Genomic DNA, 23,881 nt, shown 5'->3' on the forward strand with positions numbered 1-23,881 from the left:
TCAATATTCCTTTAACATCACAATAAAAATAGCTGACTGAAATGGCTTTGTGAACTTAAAATCAATAAAAAATCTTTGCAGTCTTTGCGTTAAAGTCAAAAAGGATATTCAAAATAATAAAGATGGAAAATCAGATAAAACAAAAATTAAATCGTGAATTCAATGATTCTCAGGAGAAACTGCCTATTAAAATTGTGCAGTTTGGAGGGGGTAATTTCATGAGGGGTTTCACAGATTATGTGATTGATTTGCTTAACAAAAAAACAGGATTCAATGCCGGAATTGTGAATGTGCAGCCTACTCAGGGCGGTTCCGTTCACAAGCTTGAAGAACAGGATAATCTGTACACTCTTTTTACAAGAGGGATTAAAAAAGGAGAGATCATTGATGAAAAACAGATTATCTCCGCTATTCAAAAATCAGTCAATCCCTATACACACTATGATGAGTTCCTTGCATTAGCCAAAGAAGAGGCCTTGGAATTTGTTTTTTCCAATACCACAGAAACGGGAATTGCTTATGATGAACTTGAAAATACTTATCAGGGTCCGCACAAAAACTTTCCTGCGAAAGTAACTGTTTTACTATATGAAAGGTTTAAACATTTCAATGGAGCTCCTGAAAAAGGATTGAGAATTATCCCGTGTGAACTGATTGAAGACAATGCTTTAGCTTTAAAACAAATCATCCTTCAATATGCAAAACTGTGGAATTTAGACGATCGTTTCGCACAATGGATCGAACAGAATAATTATTTTCATAATACGCTGGTAGATAGGATTGTACCGGGGTATCCTAAAGATGATGCTGAATCTTACGAAGAACAGCTTGATTATGAAGACCGGATGATGGTGGTTTCGGAAGCATTTTTACTTTTTGTAATTCAGGATGTTAATAATCTGAAAGGGAGGATACCTTTTGATCAGATTAATGAGCAGATCCTTGTGGTGGATGATATTCAGCCTTACCGTCTCAGAAAAGTACGGATTTTGAATGGCGGGCACACTTTGATGCTGGCTCCTGCTATTTTATCAGGAATGGAAACAGTGAAGGAATCTATTGAGAATCCCTTTATCGGTAATTTTTTAAGTGAAACCATTTTCAATGAAGTGAACCCGACTTTGGGATTGGATGAAAATGAATTGAAAAACTTTGCAGAAGATGTTTTTGACAGGTTCAAAAACCCTTTTATCAAACACTATTTGTCAAGTATCGCTTTGTATTCTGTATCCAAATTTAAAGTAAGAATCCTTCCAAGCCTTTTAGGGTATGTTGACATCAATCAGAAATTACCGCTTAACCTGACTTTCTCTCTGGCAAGTTTAATCCGTTTTTATCAGGGAAGTTATGGTGAGAAATTGCTTCCTTTGAATGATGAAAGCTCTGTGGTTGAGAAATTCAAAGAGATCTGGACTCATTATAATGATTATGAAACCGTTGCGGAGCTGGCATTAAGCGAAGCATCTTTCTGGGATACGGACCTCACTAAGGTTAAAGGCTTGAAATCTGCCGTAGCAAAAGCATTATGGGAAATTGATCATCACGACACAGAAACGGCTTATCACAATTTCGTTCAATTTTATTCTTAAAAATCATGCAAAAGAAAGTACTGAAAGTAAATCCCAAAGATAATGTAGCAGTTGCACTGGTTGATTTGAGGCAAGGGGAGACTGTTACTTTGGGTCATCTTACTTATGACATCATAAAAGATACTAAGGCTAAGCATAAATTTGTAACGGAAGATCTTTCAGAGGGAGATTCTATCATTATGTACGGTGTCTTGGTGGGAAAAGCAAGCCAGCCGATCCAAAAAGGAGAAGTAATCACTACCCTGAATGTGAAACACCAAAGTGCAAAAGTACAAAAGAAAACAGAAACCACTTCCTGGACAGCCCCGAATGTTGACCAATGGAGAGACAAGACCTTCATGGGCTACCACAGAGAAGACGGACAGGTAGGAACAGAAAATGTATGGCTGTTCTTTCCGCTGGTTTTTTGTGAAAACAGAAATGTAGAGATCTTAAAAGATGTTTTTGAAAAAGAGCTTTTATTTGAGAAAACAACCAAACACCAGTTATTATTAAGATCTTTAATCCATAATTCAGAGGCGGAAGCAGTTGCTGAAGAAGATCAGGATTCAAGAATTTTTAAAAATGTAGAAGTTAAATTTATCACTCATCAGGGTGGTTGTGGCGGAATTCGTCAGGATGCAGAAGCGTTGGGAAGACTTCTGGCAGGATACGTCAACAATCCGAATGTTGCCGGAGCAACGGTTTTGAGTCTTGGATGCCAGAATCTTCAAGTACAGATTTTTAAGGATGCCTTAGAAAAGATTAGTCCGCAAAATCATAAACCAATCATCGTTTACGAACAGCAAAAGTCCGGAACGGTGGATGAAATGCTCAGCGGAATCATTAAAGATTCTTACGAAGCCATCAAAAAAGCTAATGATATCCAAAGGAAACCGGCTCCGCTTTCAAAGCTTGTATTAGGGCTGGAATGCGGCGGTTCAGACGGATTTTCAGGGATTTCTGCCAATCCGGTATTAGGACATCTGTCGGATTTAATGGCCGGAATAGGAGGTGCTACCATTCTTTCAGAATTTCCGGAACTGTGCGGAGTGGAGCAGGAGCTGGTCAACCGTTGTGTAAACGAAAAAGATGCAGAAAGGTTTTTACAGTTGATGAAAGACTTTGAAGCATCAGTAGTTGCGGCAGGTTCAGGCTTTGATATGAATCCATCGCCGGGAAACATTAAAGATGGATTGATCACCGATGCTATGAAATCTGCAGGTGCCGCTAAAAAAGGAGGTTCATCCCCAATCAATGACGTTCTTGATTTTACTGAATATATCAAAGAACCCGGCTTGAATTTGCTTTGTACACCGGGAAATGATGTAGAATGTACGACGGCTTTGGTAGGCTCGGGCTCCAATATTGTGCTATTTACAACCGGTCTGGGAACTCCTACCGGAAATCCTGTGGTTCCCGTGGTGAAAATATCTTCCAACACTTCTCTTTCCGAGAGAATGCCGGATATCATCGATTTTAATACCGGAGATGTGATTACCGGAGAAAAAACTATTGATGAAAAAGCAGAAGAACTGCTGGAATTTATCATCAAAGTAGCCAGCGGAGAAGTGAAAACCAAAGCTGCTATTTTAAACCAAAACGATTTTATTCCCTGGAGAAGGGGAGTGAGTTTGTAAAAACTGTTTTTCGATTATATAAATATTAGGATTGAAAATGCTTTCTATGTAATGTAGAGGGCATTTTCTTTTATCAGAGGTAAAAACAATGTATATTTGAACGGCATTCAAGGCTACAATGATGGAGTATTAAAAATGGAACGATCATTTGCATACACCACTGAAAAGATAATAGAATGGATGTATACAACGGAATAAAAACTTTACATCTAAGATGTACAAAATAATATGGAAAATCCTTTAGAGCTTTATGAGACCATTTTCTTATCTAAAAGACTTAAAATATCAATCTTTCAGTACAAAGACGGAAAAGTCTATACAGCTGATGAGTATAATAATATAGAGGAACTTAAGGTGTCAAAAATCGTTGATTATTCAAATGGAATGGTTCGATTTTATAATATGATTGAAGGAGAGAAAAAATGGGGTGTTATGCTAATTAATGGCTTCCAGATTATACCTCCTGTTTATGATTATATATCTCCTTTGATCGATCAAAAATATTTTAAGATTTTTATAGGTGACTATCATTGGAAATATGATGATGAGTCTAATGAGCTTTTTTACGAATTTTTATGGGATAACAAGTCGTGGAATGGTGACGAATATAAGGGAAGGCTAGGACAGGGAAAGTGGGGGCTGATCAATACAGAAAACCAGATCCTGATTCCTGTAGAATATCAGTGGATAGATATCCTGGATCAGCATACTGTATGCTGTAATATAGGAGATACTCCCATTATAAAATGGTATCATGGAGATAACAAAAAAGACGTACTCTCAATAGGCGGTGGTTTATGGAAAGTGATTTACCTCAGTCGCTTCCAGAATATAGAGACCGAATTGGGGATGTACTATGACGTTATTGAAAAGTTTCCCGAAGAATATAAAAAACATACCAATCTTGATTATCACCCCTTTTCCTATGAATTTCAAAAGATTCATCAGTTTTGATCTTACACCCTCGAGCCTGCATGAAGATTGGGAACAGAATGAAAAAACGACAATCTCATTCAATAGGAACGGGTTATTATCCTGAGCGTAATGAAAAGGAGCCCGTTTTAAAAAAAGAGAAATTATCATTGGCTTAAGCCAAAACTTACCTATTGATTATAAATTGAGATTCTTCCTTCGTCAGAATAACAAACAGGCTGTTGATAGCTTATGTAAACAATCAATCTCAGAAGAAAAACTATTTTTTCTTAGACGATTTTCGGATATAAAGCTGCGGGGTAAGCACAACCTTTTTCTCAATGGAAACTCCGGATCCATTCTCTTTTACACTTTCCAAAAATACCTGCCCAGCCATTTTTCCCATTAATACCGGAGTCTGATCAACTGAACTGATCGGAAGCTCCATAAATTGAGTGAAAGGCTCGTTGGAAAAACCAATAACAGCAACTTCCTGAGGAATCTTTATGTTGCGTTTTTTCAATTCCTGGCAAGCGCCTAAGGCTGCAAAATCACTGGACGAAAATATAGCATCGGGAACAGATTTTTTATTCCAAAGCTTTTTAATAGCTTCAATTCCGCCATCTATTGAACTCTCTGTAGAAATTATATTGTCTTCTTTTACAGGTAAATGGTGATCCGTAAGAGCCTGCTTATACCCGTTAAGACGATTCTGATAAATTTCAAGGTTAAGGTCTCCTGCAAAATGACAGATATTTTTATAACCTTCTTTGATCAGGTGTTCGGTGGCCATATACCCCCCGCGATAATCATCAATGGTCACGGTGCTGATGCCTGCGATATCTTTTTTACGGTCAAAAAAGATAATCGGTGTATTGGAGGTGTCTAAAATGTTTTGGATATGGGTGGTATCTGTTGTCGTTTTGGATACAGACATGAAAATGCCGTCTACCTGAGCATTAAGCAAGGTATTAAGCTGTCTTTTTTCAATATTGGCATCTTCGTGGCTCTGGCAGATAATCACATGATACCCAAGCGGAGAAAGCTCCTCCTCAATTCCCCGTATCACAGATGAAAAGAAGTTGGTGTTGATGTAAGGAACAATGATGCCGACATTTTTGGTTTCACCACTTTTTAAGGCTTTGGCAAGGTTATTTTGCTTATAGTTCATTTCCTTGGCCGTTTGGCGTACCAGTTCTTTCGTGGCCTGGCTTATTCTCGGATGGTCGTTCAATGCTCTTGAAACAGTTGCCACACTCACGTTAAGCTTCTTTGAAATATCATAGATGGTGGCACTTTTCTTATTCATACAGAGATTTTTCTACGTGTTTTTATACCTACATTATAAAGGTTAAATTTAATCAAATTATAGCTATTTAAAAGGAAAACCAGCGTATTTTATGTTGCCAGGTATGATATTGAATACCTATTGCCTTTTCTGTTGTTTTAAATGGTTGATTATGTTTGCGTTAGAATTGTTATTTATTGGCGGGAATTTATAATTGATCGAAAAAGAGGGAAGAATCCGGAATCATCATTCACGATCTGGAAGAAACATTTAAAGATTTACTATTTCGACCGAACGATTTCAGATTTTTATTTAAAAAGAATGTTTTCGGATTATAGGATCGATGATTAGGGCTTTAATACGTTTTATCTGTAGTTATCGTTCAAAATAAAAAACACCTATGAAACCGGTTAAAATGAATTAAAAAACTTCCCTCATGGGGAAGCTAAAAGATTTTGGTGTGATAGTGATATCACTAAGATTATCATTTTCAAAAGTAAGTGATATCAAGATATTTTATTATGATTACGATCATAATACAGCTTTTCATGAAAATTTTATCGCAGGAATTAACCATTTGGAATAGGGAAGTGATAGCATTTTTAAGTTTAAATTCTTAAATTACACGCTTTCTATCATTCTGAAACGAACTCAATGCGAAACTTTATAATCACTTCTATAGTTACTTTATCCTCTGTTATGGTATTTTCCCAAAAAGAAGAGACCTCTGTAACAGCACAGAAAGGAAAAGAATTTCCTAAGATCACCCCCGAAGGCAAAGCTCAGTTTAAAGTTTATTTTCCCGAGGCAAAATCTGTTACTTTAGAAGGGGGAGACGGGATGCAGAATTTGAAAACTACTGTTAACAAAGACAAAGATGGTTTTTGGAGAATTTCTGCTTCACCCATGGAAATAGGATTTCATTATTACTGGTTCAATGTGGATGGTAAACGAACCAATGATCCCAATACCGAGCTTTATTTTGGCTATGGCCAGCCGACGAGTGCTATTGAAGTAGATTCACGAGAAGATTTCTTCTTTGAGAAAAAGGTAAAGCACGGGAAAATTGTTGATGATTCTTTGAACTCGATCATTACTCATGGAAAGAGAAATTTTAAAGTTTACCTTCCTCCAGGTTACGGAACTGAAAGACTTCCTGTTTTATATCTTTATCATGGAACTGGTGAGGATATTACCGGATGGGAAAAACAAGGATATATCAGAAATATTCTGGACAATCTTTTTGCAGAGAAAAAGGCGAAAGAAATGATCGTGGTGATGGATTACGGAGTTGCTCTTAACCCTGAAGAAGAAAAAATGCCGGACAATTATCCGAGAACTGTACTTTCTGCTCAAAACCTTGACAGGATTGTGGTTCAGGAACTGATTCCTTACATTGAAAAGAAATATAAAACTACAAGTAAAAGGGCTATTGCAGGACTTTCCCGTGGAAGTTATCAGGCTATGCTGATTGGATCCCGTCATCCTGAGTTATTTTCTGCTATTGGATCATTTAGTCCTGTCATTTATGAGGGAACCAAAATAGAACCTTTTAAGGAACTTCCTATCGGTAATCTCTTAAAGTCAAGACAGAAGCCTTTCTTCTTTATCGGAATTGGAGAGAAAGAGGACCATAGATTCCTTGAATTTAACGAAGCTATCGTTACTTATTTTAAACAAAATAAGTATCCGTATTCTCAGTACAAATCTCCACAAACCTACCATGAATGGCTGACCTGGAGAAGATGCCTTTACCGGTTTGCACAAAAAATATTCAAATAATTTAGAGTGGATTTTTACTGTATTTATTTTTATAAAAAACAACAGGCTGCCTCACTTTGGAGACAGCCTGTTGTTTTTTTACTAGCTTTTTATCTGGAAGAGCATTTACTTTTTTGCGGTAGATATGCTTAAACACTTCTGCCCATTATAATCTATAATGTCAGTATTTTCAATCATTTCACTATAAATTCTGGTATCCGGCCCTTCAATCTTATAGCCATCAATAAATACCGGGCTGTTTTTCGGTACGTTGTTCTGACTGTTAAGAAGTTCAAGAGATATACTGTCGGGATAGGCCCCATTTTTTTTCAGTTTCACTTCTGCCAAACCATTATCAGCAAGGTATTCAAACTTTTTCAGATGGGAAGGAAGGTTTGCTTTAGTCTTAAAAACATTTATCTTTTCAATACTGCTTTTGTAGTTGTCAAACATTTTAGCTGTTCCTATTACATCATTGTAAACGGCAAATTTTACAGTATTGCTTTTTTGCGCGAGTACCATTCCTGAAGCAAAAATTAGAAATGTATATAAAAGCTTTTTCATAATAAAAATAGATATTTAAATAGTAAGTAAATTATTTTTTTGTGATCGGATCCGTGGCTCTTTTCAATCTTTAGGATCAGTTAGTCTCTGTTTTTTACCATAACCCATCCTGTGAATTTTATTGGAGTCTGCTTGGTGTTGGACTCATTCCAGCCAAGATCAAACCAATAAGTCCCTGTGGCTACTTTTTTTCCTGCAATAGTTCCGTCCCATTTGTATCCGCTTTGCTTATTTCCTTCATGGATCTTACTTCCATATCTGTCATAAATGTTAAATGTTAAATTGGATTTTCCGGCTAAAGCAGAATAGTCAAGTACATCATTTACTCCATCGCCATTAGGGGTGATTACGTTAATCAGATTAGGTACGGTAATATCTACCTGCAAAGGAACACAGTTGTAAGAATCTTTTACATAGAAGGTAGTAACCCCTCTAGGTACGTTGGTAAATACATTGTCATCCTGCCAGTTGATATTATCCATTGAATACTGGTAAGGTGGTGTTCCGGCAATAACAGTTATTGTAACAGTATTGTTTGTAATATTAACATCGGAAATAACAGGATTTTCGGAAGGGTAGATTTTAACCGTCTGTCTGGTTGTACATTCTCTGGTTTTAAGATCAACCCAATAAACACCCACTCCTAAGTTGTTGACAACCTGGGTGGTTGCTCCCGTACTCCATAAATACCCTGTGAAACCAGGTCCGGCATCTAATGTTGTGGTATTTTCCATACAGATTATTTTATCTTTTAAAACATCTGAGTACATTGGAGGGATCACAACAAGAGTTACTTCTGCAATTTTAAAACATCCGTTGGCATTGCTTACTTTGATATAAACTACACCGTTTGGAGCAATGTAATTGGCCGGGGTAAGGATTTCGTTTGTTCCGTTCTGTGCATCGGTAGGGGATGGATAATATTTTCTGGTAGTTCCCGGCTGCACATTAACTCCTGCGGATGTTAAATCAAATAATCCCAATACAGGGTTAGCAGGTGTAAAACATGATTTTAAAGTAACATCTTTTACGATTGGGCTTTCAGAAACAGTTAATGTTAAAGTTACCTGTTCACAATCTGTAAAGTCCGGGTTGTTTCCGCAGAATTTATAAACAATAGTATCCATTCCCATATACCCAAAGTTTGGAACATAATTAACAACTCCTGCCGGATCTACAGTTGCCGTACCGTTTGCCGGAGGCGTAATGATGGTTACCGTACTCGGTACATAAGTTTGGGTAGAATTTGTAAATTCGGGAACAATAGACTGGTAGCCTTCACAAACAGTCATTGCTTTGGTGGTCTCATTCAGACAGGTATATACTTTATAAACCGGAGTGGTTGCCGGAGTACATGAGCCTACTGAGATTTTTACCGTATAGTTTCCTGAAGCTACAGGAGTATAGCTGTTGGAGTTGGCCCCGGGAATAGGATTTCCGTTCAGATACCACTGGTAGGTATCGTAGCTGTCATCAACCTCCAGAACAAGACCTGGAATACAGTCTCCTGTCTGCTTGGCAATTAATGGAATAGAGGAGAACCCCGAGAAGTATCCACCGTAACCTGATGTACTGTACCCTCCGTTAATACCTGCAGTTACGGCTTTATCAGAAATAATGGTCACATTTCCGGTGATAGGTGACAATGCATAAGTAACCCAGTTAGAATTTCCTGTTAAAGGGAAAGGTCCTTGTGCCGCTGTAGGAGTAATACCGTTTACGGTTACATTAGCTCCTGCTTCTGTTAAAATATTCAATTTTACAACGGTTCCGCTTGGAACAGTACTGCTTGTTCCGGTTCCGGTTGGCATCTCGTTGATTTTTCCTATTTCATCAATTTTTCTGGGTAAGAAACAGTTTAATGGCGGGATATAGTTGAAACCACAGGTTGCACTGCTGTTATCCACTGAAACCAATTGATACAGATATACATTTTTTGAAGTGGTAATGAACATATTGAAATGCCCGGAAGTTCCCTGCTGAACATAATTGCTTCCCTGGATCCTGTAATATTCACCACTGTTGATTGTAGCGATAGGCGTATTGGCTCCGTTAATGAATATTTGGGTATTGTCTTCAGTTCCAATAACAATACCTCCTTCCAGATCCGGATTGCTTGATCGGGTTCTTACCATGGCAAAAGTACTTCCAAGTCTTTCTGTAGGTACGGCCTGATCAAGGATTCCATCTGATCCTGAAGATGTATTATTTCCAAAATTTCCATTGATATTGCCGTTGGTAAGAGTGATGGGTTTATCAGCAACAATCTTGGCTCCTATAAAAGCAGATTGGTTAAGTCCATTAGTTCCAGTACCTCCTGCAAAAATAAAAGACTGTCCTTTATTTAAGGTAACAGTATGGGTATTGGCTGGCGGCGTAGCACCAAAGAATGTTACATTTCCACTCCAGGTAGTAGTCACAACCGTATTGTTTTCTGTTGCCATCACCCCTGCGGTAAAGTTAAAACCTGAAGATGATGCGGTAGTAGGCGTTCCTGCAACATAAAACTCTTTACCAATTCCGGCTTTACCTTTACTGGTTACAATTTCAGCATGCGTAGTGCTGCTTACCATTCTTAATGAGCAGTAGAATGGTTTGGTTCCCTGTACATATAGTCCTTTATTGATAACATTGAACGCATCTGATGTTACTGTAGCAGCTATATTAGGTATGGGTACAACAAAAGTCTGAGGGGCTCCTTTACTAATGGTAACAGTACCGATAGGTGCATTATTACTGTTAATAGTAACAACAAAAGGAGCTACTGAATCTGTGGATAAATATAATGCCTGGGTATAGCTTGTAGAGGCATAATAAGGCGCAAACCAATGGTCGGTATCCCTTTGAGCCGAGACATTGATGCCTAAGATAATTAATAATAAAATGAGTAGATAGTTTTTCATATAATGTAAAGTTTGTTCACTGAATAATAGAAAATTGTTTATTAGGTTAAATTTTTGTTAAATTTAATGAACCACGATGAATAATCGTAGTTCATTAAGCTGTTATTTTGAAAATTATTCAATATTTTTCACTAAAATCCATCCTGTATACTTAATTGGGGTCTTTTCTTTGTTGGATTCGTTCCAGTTAATATGATACCAATAAGTGTCAGTTGTTATTTTTTTATCGAAATGCTTTCCGTCCCACCTGTAGTTATTAAACTTATTTCCGGTGAAAATCTTGTTTCCATACCTGTCATACACTACGAATGAAAGATTCTCCTTATAAGCCAATTCACTATAGTCAATAAAATCATTTTTATGATCTCCGTTTGGCGTGATCGCATTAATAAGGTTAGGTACTGTTACTTCTACAGAAACCGGCGTACAGTTATATGCATCTTTTACATAGAATGTATGCTGGCCTCTTGTAAGTCCTGTGAAAACGTTAGAGTCCTGCCAGTTAGAAGGAGTGTCTACCGCATATTGATAAGATGCTTTTCCTCCTGATATATGAACGGTTGCAGTATTATTGGAAATTTCAACTTCCTGAATCACCGGATCCTGAGATTTTTTAACATTGACGGGCTGTTTAACAAAGCATCCGTTATCTTCAAGAATGACCCAGTATGTTCCCACCATGACATCCTGTATTGTTTGCGTAGTTGCTCCGGTACTCCATTGGTAAGAAGCATATCCGGGGCCTGCATCTAACGTAGTTTTGGCATCTATACAAATGATTCTATCTGTAAGTACTGCAGATCTTTTCGGAGGAATTACCTTAAGAATAATTTTTGCAATGGAATAACATCCGTCTGCGTTGTAAACTCTTGCATAAACAGTGGCATTTGCAGAGATATAAGCTGTCGGATTCTGGATTTCATTGGTATCATTGCCGGCATCCGTTAATGTTGTATAAAAACTCTTTGTGACAGGTGTTTCATTTGTGATGTTGGCCGCTGTCAGATCAAATTTTGACTGATTTTCTGCTTCCGGAAGAAAACATTCACTTAACAAACCATCATGTACTACAGGAGAAGGAAAGAAAGCTAACGTAATTTTAGCAGTGCCCGTACATCCTTCACTGGTCGTTACCTTTACATACACAACTCCGGCGGCAGAGTTATAATTTGTAGGATCTGTAATTGGATTGGAGTCAGAAGTAAGATCTGCCATACTAAGGTAGAACTTTTTCACTACAGGACTGTAAGAAGTAACAGCAGCTTTTGTTAAGTCAAAAAATCCTTTTCCGTTATACTGACATGCTTTAACGGTGGCATCATCCAGAATGAATGGTACAACATTTAAATGTAAAGTTACTTTTTCACAATCAATAAATTCCGGTGCATTACTGCAAAACTGGTATACAATAAGGTCCGGGCCTATATATCCTGTATTGGGAACATATGTAAATGCCCCTGTAGTAGGGTTGGGTGAGGTAACAGTTCCGTGAGCGGGAGGAGTACTTATGGTGACTGTACTTCCCAGTGGCGTCTGGGCAGAATTGGAGAATGCTGGGGTAATAACCTTTGAAGCACATGAATTAACCGTTGAAGTAGAGTCATATAAACAAGGGAAGACTTTATAAATAGGAGTCGTAACCGGTGGACAGCTTCCCATTGTTACTTTTACGGTGTAATTTCCTGCCTGAGTAGGAGTGTAGGTATGGGATGTGGCTCCCGGTATGGCAGCTCCATTTAAGAACCATTGATAAGAATCATATCCGTCATCTACTTCCAGCACAATACCCGGAACACAGTCTCCTGTTTTTTTTGCAATTACAGGGATTGATGAAAATCCTGCAAAATACCCTCCATATCCGGAAGTGTTGTATCCTCCATTGATACCGGCAGTGACTGCTTTGTCAGAAATAATAGTTACGTTACCTGTAATTCCTTCTATCGCATAAGTTACCCATGATGCATTTCCGGTCAGCGGATAAGGCCCCTGAGTAGCATTAGGGAAATTTCCGTTGACTGTTACCGTTGCGCCGGCTTCAGTTAGGATATTTAACTTAATGACCATATCGCTTGGGGTAGGATTAGGAAGTGGCATTTCATTGATTTTGCCGATCTCGTCTATTTTTCTCGGTAGAAAACAGTTTAATGGAGGAATATAATTGAACCCGCAAGTCGCACTACTGTTATTAACAGCTACCAGCTGATACAAATAGACATTTTTTGAGGTGGTTATAAACATATTGGCATGTCCGGAAGTCCCCTGAAGTACATAAGCATCCCCTGAAATTCTATACCATTCTCCCTGATTGATTGTAGCAGCGGGCGTGGTAGAGCCATTTAAAAATATATCCGTATTATTTTCAGTAGCGATCACAATGCCACCCTCTAAGTCTGCTGCGGTAGATCTTGTTCTTACCATTGCAAATGTACTTCCCAACCTTTCTACAGGAACAGCCTGATCCAAAATGGCATCCGATCCTGAATTGGTTGTAGTTCCAAAATTTCCGTTAACGTTTCCGTTGGTAAGAGTAACCGGCTTGTCAGAAACTACTTTTGCTCCAATGAATGATCCTATATTCGAGGAATTGGCTCCATTACCTGCGAAGATAAAAGACTCTCCTTTATTCAGGATAAAAGTATGCGTTGTACCTGCTGGGGCAGTGCCCAGAAAATTGACACCCGCATTCCACGTTACCGTTACTGAGGTCGCATTCTCTGTAGCCAAAATACCGGCAGTGAAATTATTTCCCGTACTTGAAAAAGGAGACGGAGTTGCAGCTACATAAAACTCCTTCCCAATTCCTGCCTTACCTTTGCTCGTAACAATTTCTGCGTGAGTAGTGTTGCTCACCATTCTAAGCGTGCAGTAGAAAGGTTTGGCACCGTTAAGATATAAGCCTTTATTGATCACTGTGAAAGCTTCAGCAGGAACTGTGGCGGCTATATTAGTGACAGGAACCGTATAAATCTGTGGACTGCCTTTACTGATGGTGACAGTTCCCAGGGCAATATTATTGCTATACACTGTAACATCAAAAGGAATCAGAGAATCTGTAGATAAATACAAAGCCTCGGTGTAGCTTGTTGAAGCATAGTAAGGAGCTATCCAATGTTCAGTATCTCTTTGTCCGAATAAAGAGCCGAACGTCAGAAAGAGGCTTAATAGACTAAATATAAAGTTTTTCATGCGCGATAGAATTATAATTTCTGAAAAATAAGGTTGAGTTCATTACTAATAAAAGCTGTTATGGTTCTTTTATGAATTTCTTTTGTATGGTTCCTCGAACATCTTCTATTTCTATTACATAAACCCCATTGATAAGGTTACTTACATTAATAGAGTTATTCAGGGTGATACCAATTGATACTAGTCTTCCTGCAGCACTATAAAGCTTATATTTAGCTTTTGAGCTTATATTCGTGACGTACCAATACGGCCCTGGAAATTTCGTTTAGAAATCCAGAGATATTGATTCATTATCAAAAATTTGGGCGCTAAGTGGGAAGGGGAGGATCCTGTTATTTCACCTGATCACCTATTTTGAGATACGCGATCTGAATCGGAAGAATAATAGAATTATTTCTTTTTAATTACGTTCAACATTCGAAGCAAAAAAGATTTGTATAATTATTTTGAATGATATCCGTGATTATTTTATAAACAAAATATTAAATTCATTACAAAATACTCACCTGCAAATCAGAAATTACTTAATGTTTTTTTATTATCAAAATTCTTAACTTTACGATAGCTTAGCTACCGGCAAGTCTGTGATTATTTTTGGATGTTCTTTCATTTTATTAGAAGGGTTATTAGATTTTTTTACTTTATAATTATGATTTGGGTAAAAATAATTTAATAAAAATTTAATATTACTATACTTTCGTATAGTTTTAATTCCTTTAGTGATGAATTAAAATGATGATGAATAATCATGAGGCTCTTTTGTAATAAAGGATATGTGAATTTTGTCTTATTAAAAAAGACTTTCCTGAAACCTTATTGTCTTTGATCTTTTCATTTATTTTCTAATTTGTACCCCAAAAAATCTGAAAACATTTTTAACAGATATGGAAATAATCAATAAAATGGGGAATTATAGATTTTTTTAATGTTGAAATAAAAGATTTTCAGTTTTATGTTTAATTATAATTAAGTTTTAATAGATTTTTTATTTAGCTTAATTATGGATATGTTTGTAAAAATAATCTAATAAAATAGTTTTGTGTCCACTAATATCATGTCAAAAATATGAGTGATATAATAAATTCAGTTTGTAGCGATAATTCGTCGGTTTTACCAAAATCAGATGAAAAAAATGTATCAAACAAATACTTTAATACACTTAAAGCTGTAGCAGAAACCAATTTTGGCTGTATTTACATTGCAGATCTGAAAACTGGGAAAATGGAGCTTATTTCCGAGAACCGTTTTCTTTTTTCAGGGCTGGGCTCTGTTGAAGTAGAGAAAATGGGATTCAATTTTTTTCGTAAATATACAAGATCAGAAGATCTTGACATATTGAAAAAAGTGAAGATCTATGGATTCAAATTCTTTGAATGTCTTTCACCGGAAGAGAAAAAACGGCATACTATTACTTATGATTTTCATGTTAAATACGCCAATAGTGTTGATGTACTTATCAATCATAAAATTACACCCATAGAATTGTGCGAAAAAGGAGACATTTCTAAAATAGTATGTGTGGTTTCATACTCACTCAACCGTGCTGCTGGTAATATTCGCGTACTATCAAATACTTCCGATACCTACTGGAAATATAATCTCTCTACAGGAAAATGGTCAGAAGAAGCCAAAATAACCTTAAAAATAAGGGAAATTGAAATCATCAGACTTTATCTTCAGGGATTGAAAATAGAAGAGATTGCAGAACAGCTCTTTGTGGCTCCAAGTACCATCAAGTTTCACAGAAGCAAATTATTTGAGAGAATAGGAGTCAAAAATATTATTGAAGCCATTTCTTATGTGATCACCAATAATCTGATTTAGAAAAATTTAAATAAAGCCAGGCAGCCGGATATTTTGATTTTTTTATCCTTGAAATGTATTGATTATAGTACCATCAAAAGAAAACCCCAACATCTGCTGGGATTTTTGAGGATTGAAAAATCTATTTTTAATCTTTCTGTCTTTGCTTTAGAACTTCCATCTGCTTATTGGAAATCATGACATTCTAAGAAACATCAGGATGAGTTGATCTATTTTCACAAAGTACAAAACGGTATCGATAAAATTCCCAGCATACAGAGTACTCCGACCATGTCCATAACATAGAATTGAAGTATTGGATTACTACAATTTTTTTTTGAACAAAAGATGGGTGTTGAGCCTGCCAGCAGGGGATTAAAATACTAAGGACAGATTAATTTAATTGATAGTTAGCGATCACTAAACTCAAAATGAAATGAACATAATTCTGTTCAACATCTTTTCTGTTGACCAATCTGTTCTTGTACTCGTAAGAGTTCAGATCTCTGCTTAATCTGTGGTAGACTTCAAAATCATCACCTTTAATCTTTACTCTGGTATTACCATCCCTTCTTTCAATCATTGTATCGTCTAAAGTTCTGACTTTAAATAAAGCTTCACATAATGTTGGACGAGCCTTCATAGAACCGATATATCTTTCAACTATATTAACCTTGAACGAATCAAATATGACCGTATTAAAAACAATTTTAGAGTTAGGCTCCTGAGTGTTGAGCTCAAGCTTATAATTCATTAATTTAAATTTTTTGGTAAATATAGGCTTAATTATACCAAATCACAGCCCATTTTTGATAGATTATTCCCATAATTTAATTATGTCCTATCATTCAATTGCTGTAGATACTAAATTGAACATTATGTTTTTGAAGATAAATACCCGAAATGTGTAGATAATCAATTAAATAGATGAATAGATTTTATATAATATTGATTAAATAAGCATGGATAGGCAAAATCTTTTAGAGTAAGCAATCAGTCAGAAATAAAAGAAAGCCAGAAATAGCTATCGGAATATAATATGTTATGCTACTCAAAAGTAACATTAGAACTTCATGTTTTGTAGAAGCTGTTTTTATGATTTTTAGAGAACTGACAGTAATCAATAGCTTTGCTGGCTGCTGTTAATAAAGTGAATTTTTTTTATACAAAAATAAAACAGCAGCATTAGAATTCTATTGCTGCTGACTAAGTTTTGTGTTCTTACCTTAGTGGTTTTTTCTCGAAATTCTTTTTAGTTTTTCAACCTGGATCGTGTTTAATATATAAAATGGTTATTAGTTTGGTGCAAATATACAAAATAAGACACTGTAAAGTGTCTAATATTTGTTTTTTTTTACCTTCTCTCTTATTATTTTATGATAATGGAAAGAAAATGGGTGATAGAAGTCGCTCAGGGGAATAATTAGTAAGAAAAAAATATCCGATGTAGTCTAATCCATCAAAAACAGCAGTTGGCAGAATGCCTTTCCTGAAAATGAAAAAGTACCATTAGATTTCTAATGATACTCTTGGGTAAATGATCTTACCTTAGTTGTTTAATATTCGAAACTATCTTTAAGTTGAGGGACGTAATGACGACCTGAATTTCTAACTTAAATAGTGATTTAAAATATAAAACGGTTATTAGTTTGATGCAAATATATGAAATAAGACACTATAAAGTGTTTAAAATTTATTTTTTTTTAATTTATTTTACGATAATTAATGTAATGTTCTTTATATGAGGGTTTTATACGGTTTATTTGAGGAGGGAAAAGTTGTAGTTAAACCCTATCAGCTTGCAAATATGTCGGATAAAGGTGGAAAACAGCAGGCGGAGTAATCTTTTCCTGAAAACAAAAAACACCATTAGATTTCTAATGATGTCTTTGTGTAAGTGTTTTTACCTTAGTTGTTTAATATTCGAAACTATCTTTAAATTGAGGGAACATAATTACGGTCTGAATTTTTCTTCTTTTTCAACTTAGATAGTGTTTTAAAATACAAAACGGTTATTAGTTTGATGCAAATATATGAAATAAGACACTATAAAGTGTTTAAAATTTGATTTTTTTTGCCTTTTTTCTAGTTTATTTTACAATAATGACTTTAAAGTATTGTTTTTGAGTTGATTAAATTATGAATAAAAAGCAGGAAATGTATTAATTCAGATTTAATTTTAAAAAAAAGGAGATCGTGAAGAAATCTTTGTGCCTACTCTTTAAACTCAAAAAAAGATCATCGAATTTCTAACGACATTTTTGTGTAAATATTTTCCATTGGTTGCTTAATATTTTAAACTATTTTTAAAAGGAACGAGCATAATTACACTCTCAATTGTTTCTAATTCTCCCACTTTAACGGTACTTTCTTATTTAGAATGGTTTTAGTTTCTGCAAATATACAAAATTAGACACTCGACAGTGTCTAAAGTAGAGAGAATTTCCTTAAACTTGTATCATCTAATATTTACCATGGAAAGAAAGTCAGTAGGAGGTAGTATCCGCAATAAAGAACGAAGTAAAAAGAAATTTTTAGATGCCGTTGGAAAGATCCTTAAAACTAAAGGATATGCCGCGTTAAAGATTAATGATATTGCAACTATCGCCGGAGTAGATAAAAAGATGATTTACAATTATTTCGGAGGAATGGATGGTCTGATGGATGAATATATTCGCTCACAGGATTATTGGAGTAAAGTAACAGTGGAGGAAATTGAAAAAATAAAACCGAAGATAGATGATGGAGGTAGAATATTTATGGAAGAAATGCTGTTGTCTCAGTTTGATTATGTATACAACAATAAAGAAGCGCAGAAATTATTGTTGTGGCGCTTATCCGAACCTCGAAAATCACTGGCAAAACTGACTGCCAACCAGGAACAAAATGGAGAATATATCTTTAAACTGATGATGGATTCTCATTTCGGGGAAAATGCACAGGAGCTTCGTTCGATTATGGCAATTTTGGTTTCAGGACTCTATTACCTTAATATGTATTCTTCTGTAAATGGGAGTATCTTTTGTGGAATAGACGTTAATACCACTGAAGGGCGAAATAAAATAAAAAAAGCAGTGTCTTTTTTACTAGATCAATCCTATAAAACTCTGAAATCTCCAGAATAAAAGAGATCTTGCATTGATCTTTATAGATATGCAAACAGCACCATAAGAAAATCCTATAGTGCTGTTTTGTAGTTTTTTACCTTAGTTGGTGTTTCTTCATTCTCTTGAATGGATGAAACTGAGTAATACAATCTGAATTGTTTTGGTTTTTCAACTTAGATAGTTTTTAATATATAGAATGGTTGTTAGTTAGACACAAATATACACATTAAGACACTATAAAGTGTCTAGTAAATATTTTTTTTTGAATTTTATGATTAAAGACTGAAACTGATGGACGTCCTGAGTATTAATTCAACCCTTTATTTTATTTTATTTTATTTTATTTTCACACAAATCAATAAATCCGGATATATTGTTCCCGAGAACATAGATGTTTGAGATGAAATGTGCTCTAAAAATTAAAATCCCTGATGTGCTTAATTTTCAGATTTTAGATTAATGCTTATTAAACAGAATAGTAACTGAATTTATAAGACATGGGATAAATTTTATCAATAATTTTATCAACAGAAAAAATAGAAAAATAAAACAGCATCATTACAACTTCAATGATGCTGTTTGTGTGAGTGTTTTCCCTTAGCCGTCTAATATTCGCCTTATTCTAAGCTAAGGGAGAACTATGGTACAATCTGAATAGTTTTGATGCATTCAATTTTGACAGCGATTTTCTGTATATAGAATGGTTAAATTTTTGCAAATATATATAATAAGACACTAGCTAGTGTTTAAAATGATAAAAAAAATTCATAAACTTGTATCTTTGAATGTTTAGTCATGGAAAGAAAACCAGCAGCAGGAAGTATTAGAAATAAAGAACGCAGTAAAAAGAAATTTTTGGATGCCGTTGGAAAGATCCTTAAAACAAAGGGATATGCGGGTCTGAAAATAAACGATATTGCAGCCACAGCCGGAGTAGATAAGAAAATGATCTATACCTATTTTGGCGGCTTAGATGGTCTGATAGATGAATATATCCGTTTGCAGGATTATTGGAGTAAAGCGACCGCTAAAGAAGTTGAAAAAATACTCCCAAAAACAGATGATGGATGGGAATCATTTACCAAAGGAATGCTGCTGTCGCAATTTGATTATGTGTATGGCAATGAAGAGGCTCAAAAATTGCTGCTCTGGCGATTATCAGAATCCCGTAAATCACTGGCAAAACTTACTGCTACACAGGAAGAAAACGGAGAGCATCTTTTTAAACTCATGGACACTCAGTTCAAAGAGCACGAGCAGGAATTTCGTTCAATCATGGCCATTATGGTTTCCGGGCTTTATTACCTTAATATGTTTTCCTCTGTGAATGGCAGTGTTTTCTGTGGCATAGATGTCAATACACCGGAAGGGCGTGATAAAATCAAAGAAGCCGTATCATTTTTAGTTGAACAATCCTATAAAAAACTATAATATCCGGATCAGAACACCGGCTCAGCCTGAATGCAATATGAGCTTTGCTTGATAAGGATATATTTTATAATGAGAGATTATTATATTGTAAAAAGACATTTTTGCCTTTATCTGGTGTAGAAATACCTGTAATCTGGTGCGTTTGGCCTTACTAAAGGAAGAGGAATTATCAAAAAAAAGACTTAATTTTGAAGAAAATAGAAAACAGCATCATTAGTTTTCTAGTAATGCTGTTTTACATTGAGTGCTTTTACCTTAGCTTTTTGTGTTCGAAATTCTCTTTAATTTCTTCAGTTTAAATTGTGTTTAATAATGAAAATGGTTATTAGTTTTGTGCAAATATACATAATAAGACACTATAAAGTGTTTAAAATTAAAAAATAAGTTGAATTTAATATATAAATTATTTGAACAAGGTAATAAAAACCCTTCCAGATGTTGATTGGAGCAGGTTTTTTTAGTTTTTTTTTGAAAAAGAATAAAAATACAAGATTTAGAATATAAAGAAATAAAGTGTTGTTATTTCCCTGATATTGGAAGAAGTTCCAGCTAGAGTGGCCCGATTGTCTGCTTATTTGGATTAGAATAATACTTTTTTGAATACCTTATAGTTGAGTTAATAAAAATATTTAAAATAAAACACCATATAGTGATTAATAATTATAAAAAAATCCTTAAACTTGTATCATTGAATTTTTAGTCATGGAAAGAAAATCAGCAGCGGGAAGTATCAGAAATAAAGAGCGCAGCAAAAAGAAATTTTTGGATGCGGTTGGGAAAATTCTGAAAACAAAAGGACATGCCGGATTAAAAATAAACGATATTGCTGCTACAGCCGGAGTAGACAAGAAAATGATCTACACTTATTTTGGCGGGATGGATGGTTTGATGGATGAATATCTTCGCTCACAGGATTATTGGGTCCAGGTAACCAAAGAGGAAGTAGAAAAGATGAAACCGAATATAGAAGACGGTGGAAGAACATTTATCGAGGCAATGTTACTGTCGCAATTTGATTACGTATACACCAATAAAGAAGCTCAAAAGCTGTTATTATGGACCATATCCGAACCCCGAACATCACTGAAAAAACTAATTGATACCCAGGAACAAAACGGAGAATATATTTTTGAACTGATGATGACCCCTCATTTCAAAGAGAAAATGGATATCTATCGCTCAATAATGGCAATAATGGTTTCAGGTCTTTATTACCTGAATATGTATTCTTCTTTGAACGGAAGTGTCTTTTGCGGAGTTGACATGAATTCGCCGGAAGGACGCGCATCTGTAAAAAGAGCAATATCTTTCTTAGTTGAGCAGACTTACAACAATCTGATTCCTGAAGGAGATTCATAAGATCAATTTTAAACTAAATTTCAATTAAAATACAAAAAAGAGGCATTGATTTGCCTCTTTTTTTTGATGAGTAATTAAGTATTATTCTTTAATTATTATCAATTTTTGTTTATCAGAAATTAATTAAATCTCAGAAAATGAGGTTCAGTTTTCGATGTAATTTATAGTGCTGTTTTTTTGAACTATGATCGGGAATCCTTTGTATCAGGGTGTTTTGGATGCTTTTTTTTTAATTAATCGTCAATTAATTGAAAAATCATTTTCGTTAAGATCAATAAAAAGTCGGATTATTACGATGACTATTAAGCAAGTGATAATATATAATATCGATATTAGTTTTATATAAAATAAATAGACAGACTTGTCTATTTATGTGTAGCTTTGTCTCATGAAACATAGAGGACAGGTTGTTATAGACAAAATATTGGATACTGCTGAGCATTTGTTTTATACTCAGGGCTACAGCAATACAGGTATCAATCAGATTATAGATGAAGCAGACGTGGCAAAGGCATCCTTATATAAGCACTTTGAAACAAAGACAGACTTATTGGTTGCTTATGTTCAGCGTACTCATGAACGTTGGTTCAGCAGGTTGGAAAATTCCGTAACCAAAGTGAAAGATCCTCAGAAAAAGCTTCTGGCAATTTTTGACTATCATATAGAACGGCAAGAAATCAGGCAATTCGGAGGATGTCCTTTTATAAAAGTAAATGATGAAGCTGGTACGGACGATCCCCGTGTTCTGGCCCAGATCCGGCTTATGAAGCAGCACAGCAAAGAATTCATTAAAGGCTTAGTGGCTGATTCCGGTCATAAAAAAGAATTGACAGATGAAGAACTGACGGAAACAATTTATACCATGCTGGAAGGGGCTATTGTGACTGCCTCTGTTTTTAAAAGCGCCAGTCCCATACAATCTGCAAAGCATATTATCCAAAAACTGATCTGAGATGAAAGAGGTAACAAATAAATGGCTGGAACTGGTGATTGTATTGGCAGCCCCTTTACTTTCTGTAATAGACGTATTTATCATCAATGTTGCGATTCCTACCATTAAGAAAGGGGTACATGGGACAGATGCTGAAATGCAGCTTGTTATTGCCGGATACCTTCTGGGATATGCAGCTTTCCTTATTACCGGAGGAAGAGCAGGAGACCACTTCGGGAGGAAAAAGGTTTTCTTCTGGGGAATGTTTGCCTTTACAGTCGCTTCATGTTTATGTGGATTGTCAAACTCTGCTTTACAACTTAATGTCACCCGGTTTTTTCAGGGATTGAGTGCTTCATTTATGGTACCTCAGACTATTGCCTTCATTCAGGTTCTCTTTACAGATACAAAAGAACGAGCAAAAGCATTTGGGCTGTATGGGATTACTTTAGGAACGGCAGCAGCAATAGGGCAGATTTTAGGAGGATATTTATCAGATACTCATTGGGTAATAGAAGGCTGGAGGCTCATCTTTTTTATTAATCTTCCCATAGGAATTATCACCCTCTGGGCTACCCATAAATATGTAACGGAAACACAGAAACATCAGAATACAAAATTTGATTATATAGGTATATCGATTTTGACACTGGCTCTATTTTCTCTTATTTATCCTTTAATTCAGGGGAGAGAGGCAGGCTGGCCATTATGGAGCTTGGGATTGATTGTTTCATCGGGGTGTCTTTTTCTATTCTTTATTTACAATCAGAAAAATAAACTCAGCAGAAATGAAAACCCTTTGATTGATGTACGATTATTTCAGATTAAAGATTTTAATATTGGATTGGTAGCTGTCTTATTCCATTTTATGCTGCATACAGCCTATCTTTTGCTGAGTGCGGTTTATCTGCAGAACGGTCTCGGTGTTTCGGCACTGGATTGCGGACTGTATTTTATAGCACCGGGGATATTATTTATTGCCTCTTCTGTAATTGCCTCGCGAATGATCATTATATTTGGAAAGCGGGTTTTACAGTTTGGCGTTACTATTCTGGCATTGGCATTTTATTTACAGATGGAATTGTGGAAACCCGGAATCAGTACGGGGTTAATTATTGGATTGATGGCACTATGGGGCTTTGGAAACGGACTGGTACTTCCTTCATTGCTTAATATTGCCCTCAAAAATGTTCCTCAGCAATATGCCGGAGCAGCAGCGGGAATTTATTCAACATTTCAGCAGACCGCTTCTGCACTCGGAGTAAGTATTATTGGTGGTGTGTTTTTCTATTTTTCTAAAAATGGATGGCAGGCTGCCTATCAGGCCGGGATCATAGGAATATTGACTTGTGTAGTACTGGTGGGAATAATGCTATATCTGCTTCCCGGTAAAAAAGCAGTAAGTGGAGATCAATAATTAAAAAAAAG

General features: G+C 35.7%; 16 protein-coding genes and 1 pseudogene. 11 read left to right on the plus strand and 6 right to left on the minus strand.

From position 1 onward, the window contains the following. Nucleotides 1–122 precede the first annotated feature (122 nt). From AC27VX_RS21680 to AC27VX_RS21690, 3 genes are all read left to right on the plus strand, one after another. A complete protein-coding gene (locus AC27VX_RS21680) occupies nt 123–1,589 on the plus strand; it encodes a tagaturonate reductase (RefSeq protein ID WP_300690472.1) in 1,467 nt (488 codons plus the stop codon). 5 nt (nt 1,590–1,594) lie between these two features. After that, complete coding sequence (locus AC27VX_RS21685) at nt 1,595–3,208, plus strand: UxaA family hydrolase (RefSeq protein ID WP_488697909.1); 1,614 nt, start codon at nt 1,595–1,597, stop codon at nt 3,206–3,208. Between the two features lie 228 nt (nt 3,209–3,436). Next, a complete protein-coding gene (locus tag AC27VX_RS21690) occupies nt 3,437–4,162 on the plus strand; it encodes a WG repeat-containing protein (protein ID WP_488697911.1) in 726 nt (241 codons plus the stop codon). A 238-nt stretch (nt 4,163–4,400) separates the two neighbouring features. On the opposite strand, the gene AC27VX_RS21695 is transcribed toward AC27VX_RS21690, so the two are convergent. Then, complete coding sequence (locus AC27VX_RS21695; RefSeq protein WP_236854718.1) at nt 4,401–5,429, minus strand: LacI family DNA-binding transcriptional regulator; 1,029 nt, start codon at nt 5,427–5,429, stop codon at nt 4,401–4,403. Nucleotides 5,430–5,844: 415 nt separating this feature from the next. On the opposite strand from AC27VX_RS21695, the gene AC27VX_RS21700 reads away from it, so the two are divergent. Further along, the gene (locus AC27VX_RS21700; protein WP_236854717.1) at nt 5,845–5,994 is read left to right on the plus strand and encodes a hypothetical protein; all 150 of its coding nucleotides are present in this window, start codon (nt 5,845–5,847) and stop codon (nt 5,992–5,994) included. 68 nt (nt 5,995–6,062) lie between these two features. Continuing rightward, nucleotides 6,063–7,190, plus strand: a complete 1,128-nt coding sequence (locus tag AC27VX_RS21705) for an alpha/beta hydrolase-fold protein (protein WP_300690481.1) — start codon at nt 6,063–6,065, stop codon at nt 7,188–7,190. Between the two features lie 105 nt (nt 7,191–7,295). Here AC27VX_RS21705 and AC27VX_RS21710 read toward each other — a convergent pair whose 3' ends face one another. From AC27VX_RS21710 to AC27VX_RS21725, 4 genes and pseudogenes are all read right to left on the minus strand, one after another. After that, on the minus strand, nt 7,296–7,733 hold the full coding sequence (locus AC27VX_RS21710) for a hypothetical protein (protein WP_236854715.1): 438 nt from the start codon (nt 7,731–7,733) through the stop codon (nt 7,296–7,298). A gap of 80 nt (nt 7,734–7,813) precedes the next feature. After that, complete coding sequence (locus tag AC27VX_RS21715; RefSeq protein ID WP_236854714.1) at nt 7,814–10,636, minus strand: T9SS type B sorting domain-containing protein; 2,823 nt, start codon at nt 10,634–10,636, stop codon at nt 7,814–7,816. Nucleotides 10,637–10,750: 114 nt separating this feature from the next. Further along, on the minus strand, nt 10,751–13,822 hold the full coding sequence (locus AC27VX_RS21720) for a T9SS type B sorting domain-containing protein (RefSeq protein ID WP_488697915.1): 3,072 nt from the start codon (nt 13,820–13,822) through the stop codon (nt 10,751–10,753). A gap of 58 nt (nt 13,823–13,880) precedes the next feature. Then, nucleotides 13,881–14,057, minus strand: a pseudogene (locus AC27VX_RS21725) (T9SS type A sorting domain-containing protein); the annotation flags it as partial. An 830-nt stretch (nt 14,058–14,887) separates the two neighbouring features. On the opposite strand from AC27VX_RS21725, the gene AC27VX_RS21730 reads away from it, so the two are divergent. Continuing rightward, on the plus strand, nt 14,888–15,646 hold the full coding sequence (locus tag AC27VX_RS21730) for a response regulator transcription factor (RefSeq protein ID WP_488697917.1): 759 nt from the start codon (nt 14,888–14,890) through the stop codon (nt 15,644–15,646). 373 nt (nt 15,647–16,019) lie between these two features. On the opposite strand, the gene AC27VX_RS21735 is transcribed toward AC27VX_RS21730, so the two are convergent. Further along, nucleotides 16,020–16,379: a prevent-host-death protein gene (locus AC27VX_RS21735; protein WP_488697919.1), complete on the minus strand. Its 360-nt coding sequence runs from the start codon at nt 16,377–16,379 to the stop codon at nt 16,020–16,022. 1,720 nt (nt 16,380–18,099) lie between these two features. Between AC27VX_RS21735 and AC27VX_RS21740 the strand changes: the two genes are divergently transcribed. The 5 genes from AC27VX_RS21740 (at nt 18,100) to AC27VX_RS21760 (ending at nt 23,870) form a co-directional block, all read left to right on the plus strand. After that, complete coding sequence (locus AC27VX_RS21740) at nt 18,100–18,750, plus strand: TetR/AcrR family transcriptional regulator (RefSeq protein WP_488697921.1); 651 nt, start codon at nt 18,100–18,102, stop codon at nt 18,748–18,750. Between the two features lie 777 nt (nt 18,751–19,527). Continuing rightward, complete coding sequence (locus tag AC27VX_RS21745; RefSeq protein ID WP_488697923.1) at nt 19,528–20,163, plus strand: TetR/AcrR family transcriptional regulator; 636 nt, start codon at nt 19,528–19,530, stop codon at nt 20,161–20,163. Nucleotides 20,164–20,865: 702 nt separating this feature from the next. Next, nucleotides 20,866–21,522, plus strand: a complete 657-nt coding sequence (locus tag AC27VX_RS21750; protein WP_488697925.1) for a TetR/AcrR family transcriptional regulator — start codon at nt 20,866–20,868, stop codon at nt 21,520–21,522. A 388-nt stretch (nt 21,523–21,910) separates the two neighbouring features. Further along, nucleotides 21,911–22,474, plus strand: coding sequence for a TetR/AcrR family transcriptional regulator (locus AC27VX_RS21755; RefSeq protein WP_488697927.1), 564 nt, complete (start codon nt 21,911–21,913; stop codon nt 22,472–22,474). A gap of 1 nt (nt 22,475) precedes the next feature. Next, nucleotides 22,476–23,870: an MFS transporter gene (locus AC27VX_RS21760; protein WP_236854706.1), complete on the plus strand. Its 1,395-nt coding sequence runs from the start codon at nt 22,476–22,478 to the stop codon at nt 23,868–23,870. The last annotated feature ends 11 nt before the right edge of the window (nt 23,871–23,881 follow it).

This window comes from Chryseobacterium sp. 14P4.3.2, assembly GCF_057799275.1.

Coding starts and splice junctions, on each gene's coding strand:
- AC27VX_RS21680 (WP_300690472.1), top strand. CDS start 123: ATGGAAAATCAGATAAAACAAAAATTAAATCGTGAATTCAATGATTCT.
- AC27VX_RS21685 (WP_488697909.1), top strand. CDS start 1,595: ATGCAAAAGAAAGTACTGAAAGTAAATCCCAAAGATAATGTAGCAGTT.
- AC27VX_RS21690 (WP_488697911.1), top strand. CDS start 3,437: ATGGAAAATCCTTTAGAGCTTTATGAGACCATTTTCTTATCTAAAAGA.
- AC27VX_RS21695 (WP_236854718.1), bottom strand. CDS start 5,429: ATGAATAAGAAAAGTGCCACCATCTATGATATTTCAAAGAAGCTTAAC.
- AC27VX_RS21700 (WP_236854717.1), top strand. CDS start 5,845: ATGGGGAAGCTAAAAGATTTTGGTGTGATAGTGATATCACTAAGATTA.
- AC27VX_RS21705 (WP_300690481.1), top strand. CDS start 6,063: ATGCGAAACTTTATAATCACTTCTATAGTTACTTTATCCTCTGTTATG.
- AC27VX_RS21710 (WP_236854715.1), bottom strand. CDS start 7,733: ATGAAAAAGCTTTTATATACATTTCTAATTTTTGCTTCAGGAATGGTA.
- AC27VX_RS21715 (WP_236854714.1), bottom strand. CDS start 10,636: ATGAAAAACTATCTACTCATTTTATTATTAATTATCTTAGGCATCAAT.
- AC27VX_RS21720 (WP_488697915.1), bottom strand. CDS start 13,822: ATGAAAAACTTTATATTTAGTCTATTAAGCCTCTTTCTGACGTTCGGC.
- AC27VX_RS21730 (WP_488697917.1), top strand. CDS start 14,888: ATGAGTGATATAATAAATTCAGTTTGTAGCGATAATTCGTCGGTTTTA.
- AC27VX_RS21735 (WP_488697919.1), bottom strand. CDS start 16,379: ATGAATTATAAGCTTGAGCTCAACACTCAGGAGCCTAACTCTAAAATT.
- AC27VX_RS21740 (WP_488697921.1), top strand. CDS start 18,100: ATGGAAAGAAAGTCAGTAGGAGGTAGTATCCGCAATAAAGAACGAAGT.
- AC27VX_RS21745 (WP_488697923.1), top strand. CDS start 19,528: ATGGAAAGAAAACCAGCAGCAGGAAGTATTAGAAATAAAGAACGCAGT.
- AC27VX_RS21750 (WP_488697925.1), top strand. CDS start 20,866: ATGGAAAGAAAATCAGCAGCGGGAAGTATCAGAAATAAAGAGCGCAGC.
- AC27VX_RS21755 (WP_488697927.1), top strand. CDS start 21,911: ATGAAACATAGAGGACAGGTTGTTATAGACAAAATATTGGATACTGCT.
- AC27VX_RS21760 (WP_236854706.1), top strand. CDS start 22,476: ATGAAAGAGGTAACAAATAAATGGCTGGAACTGGTGATTGTATTGGCA.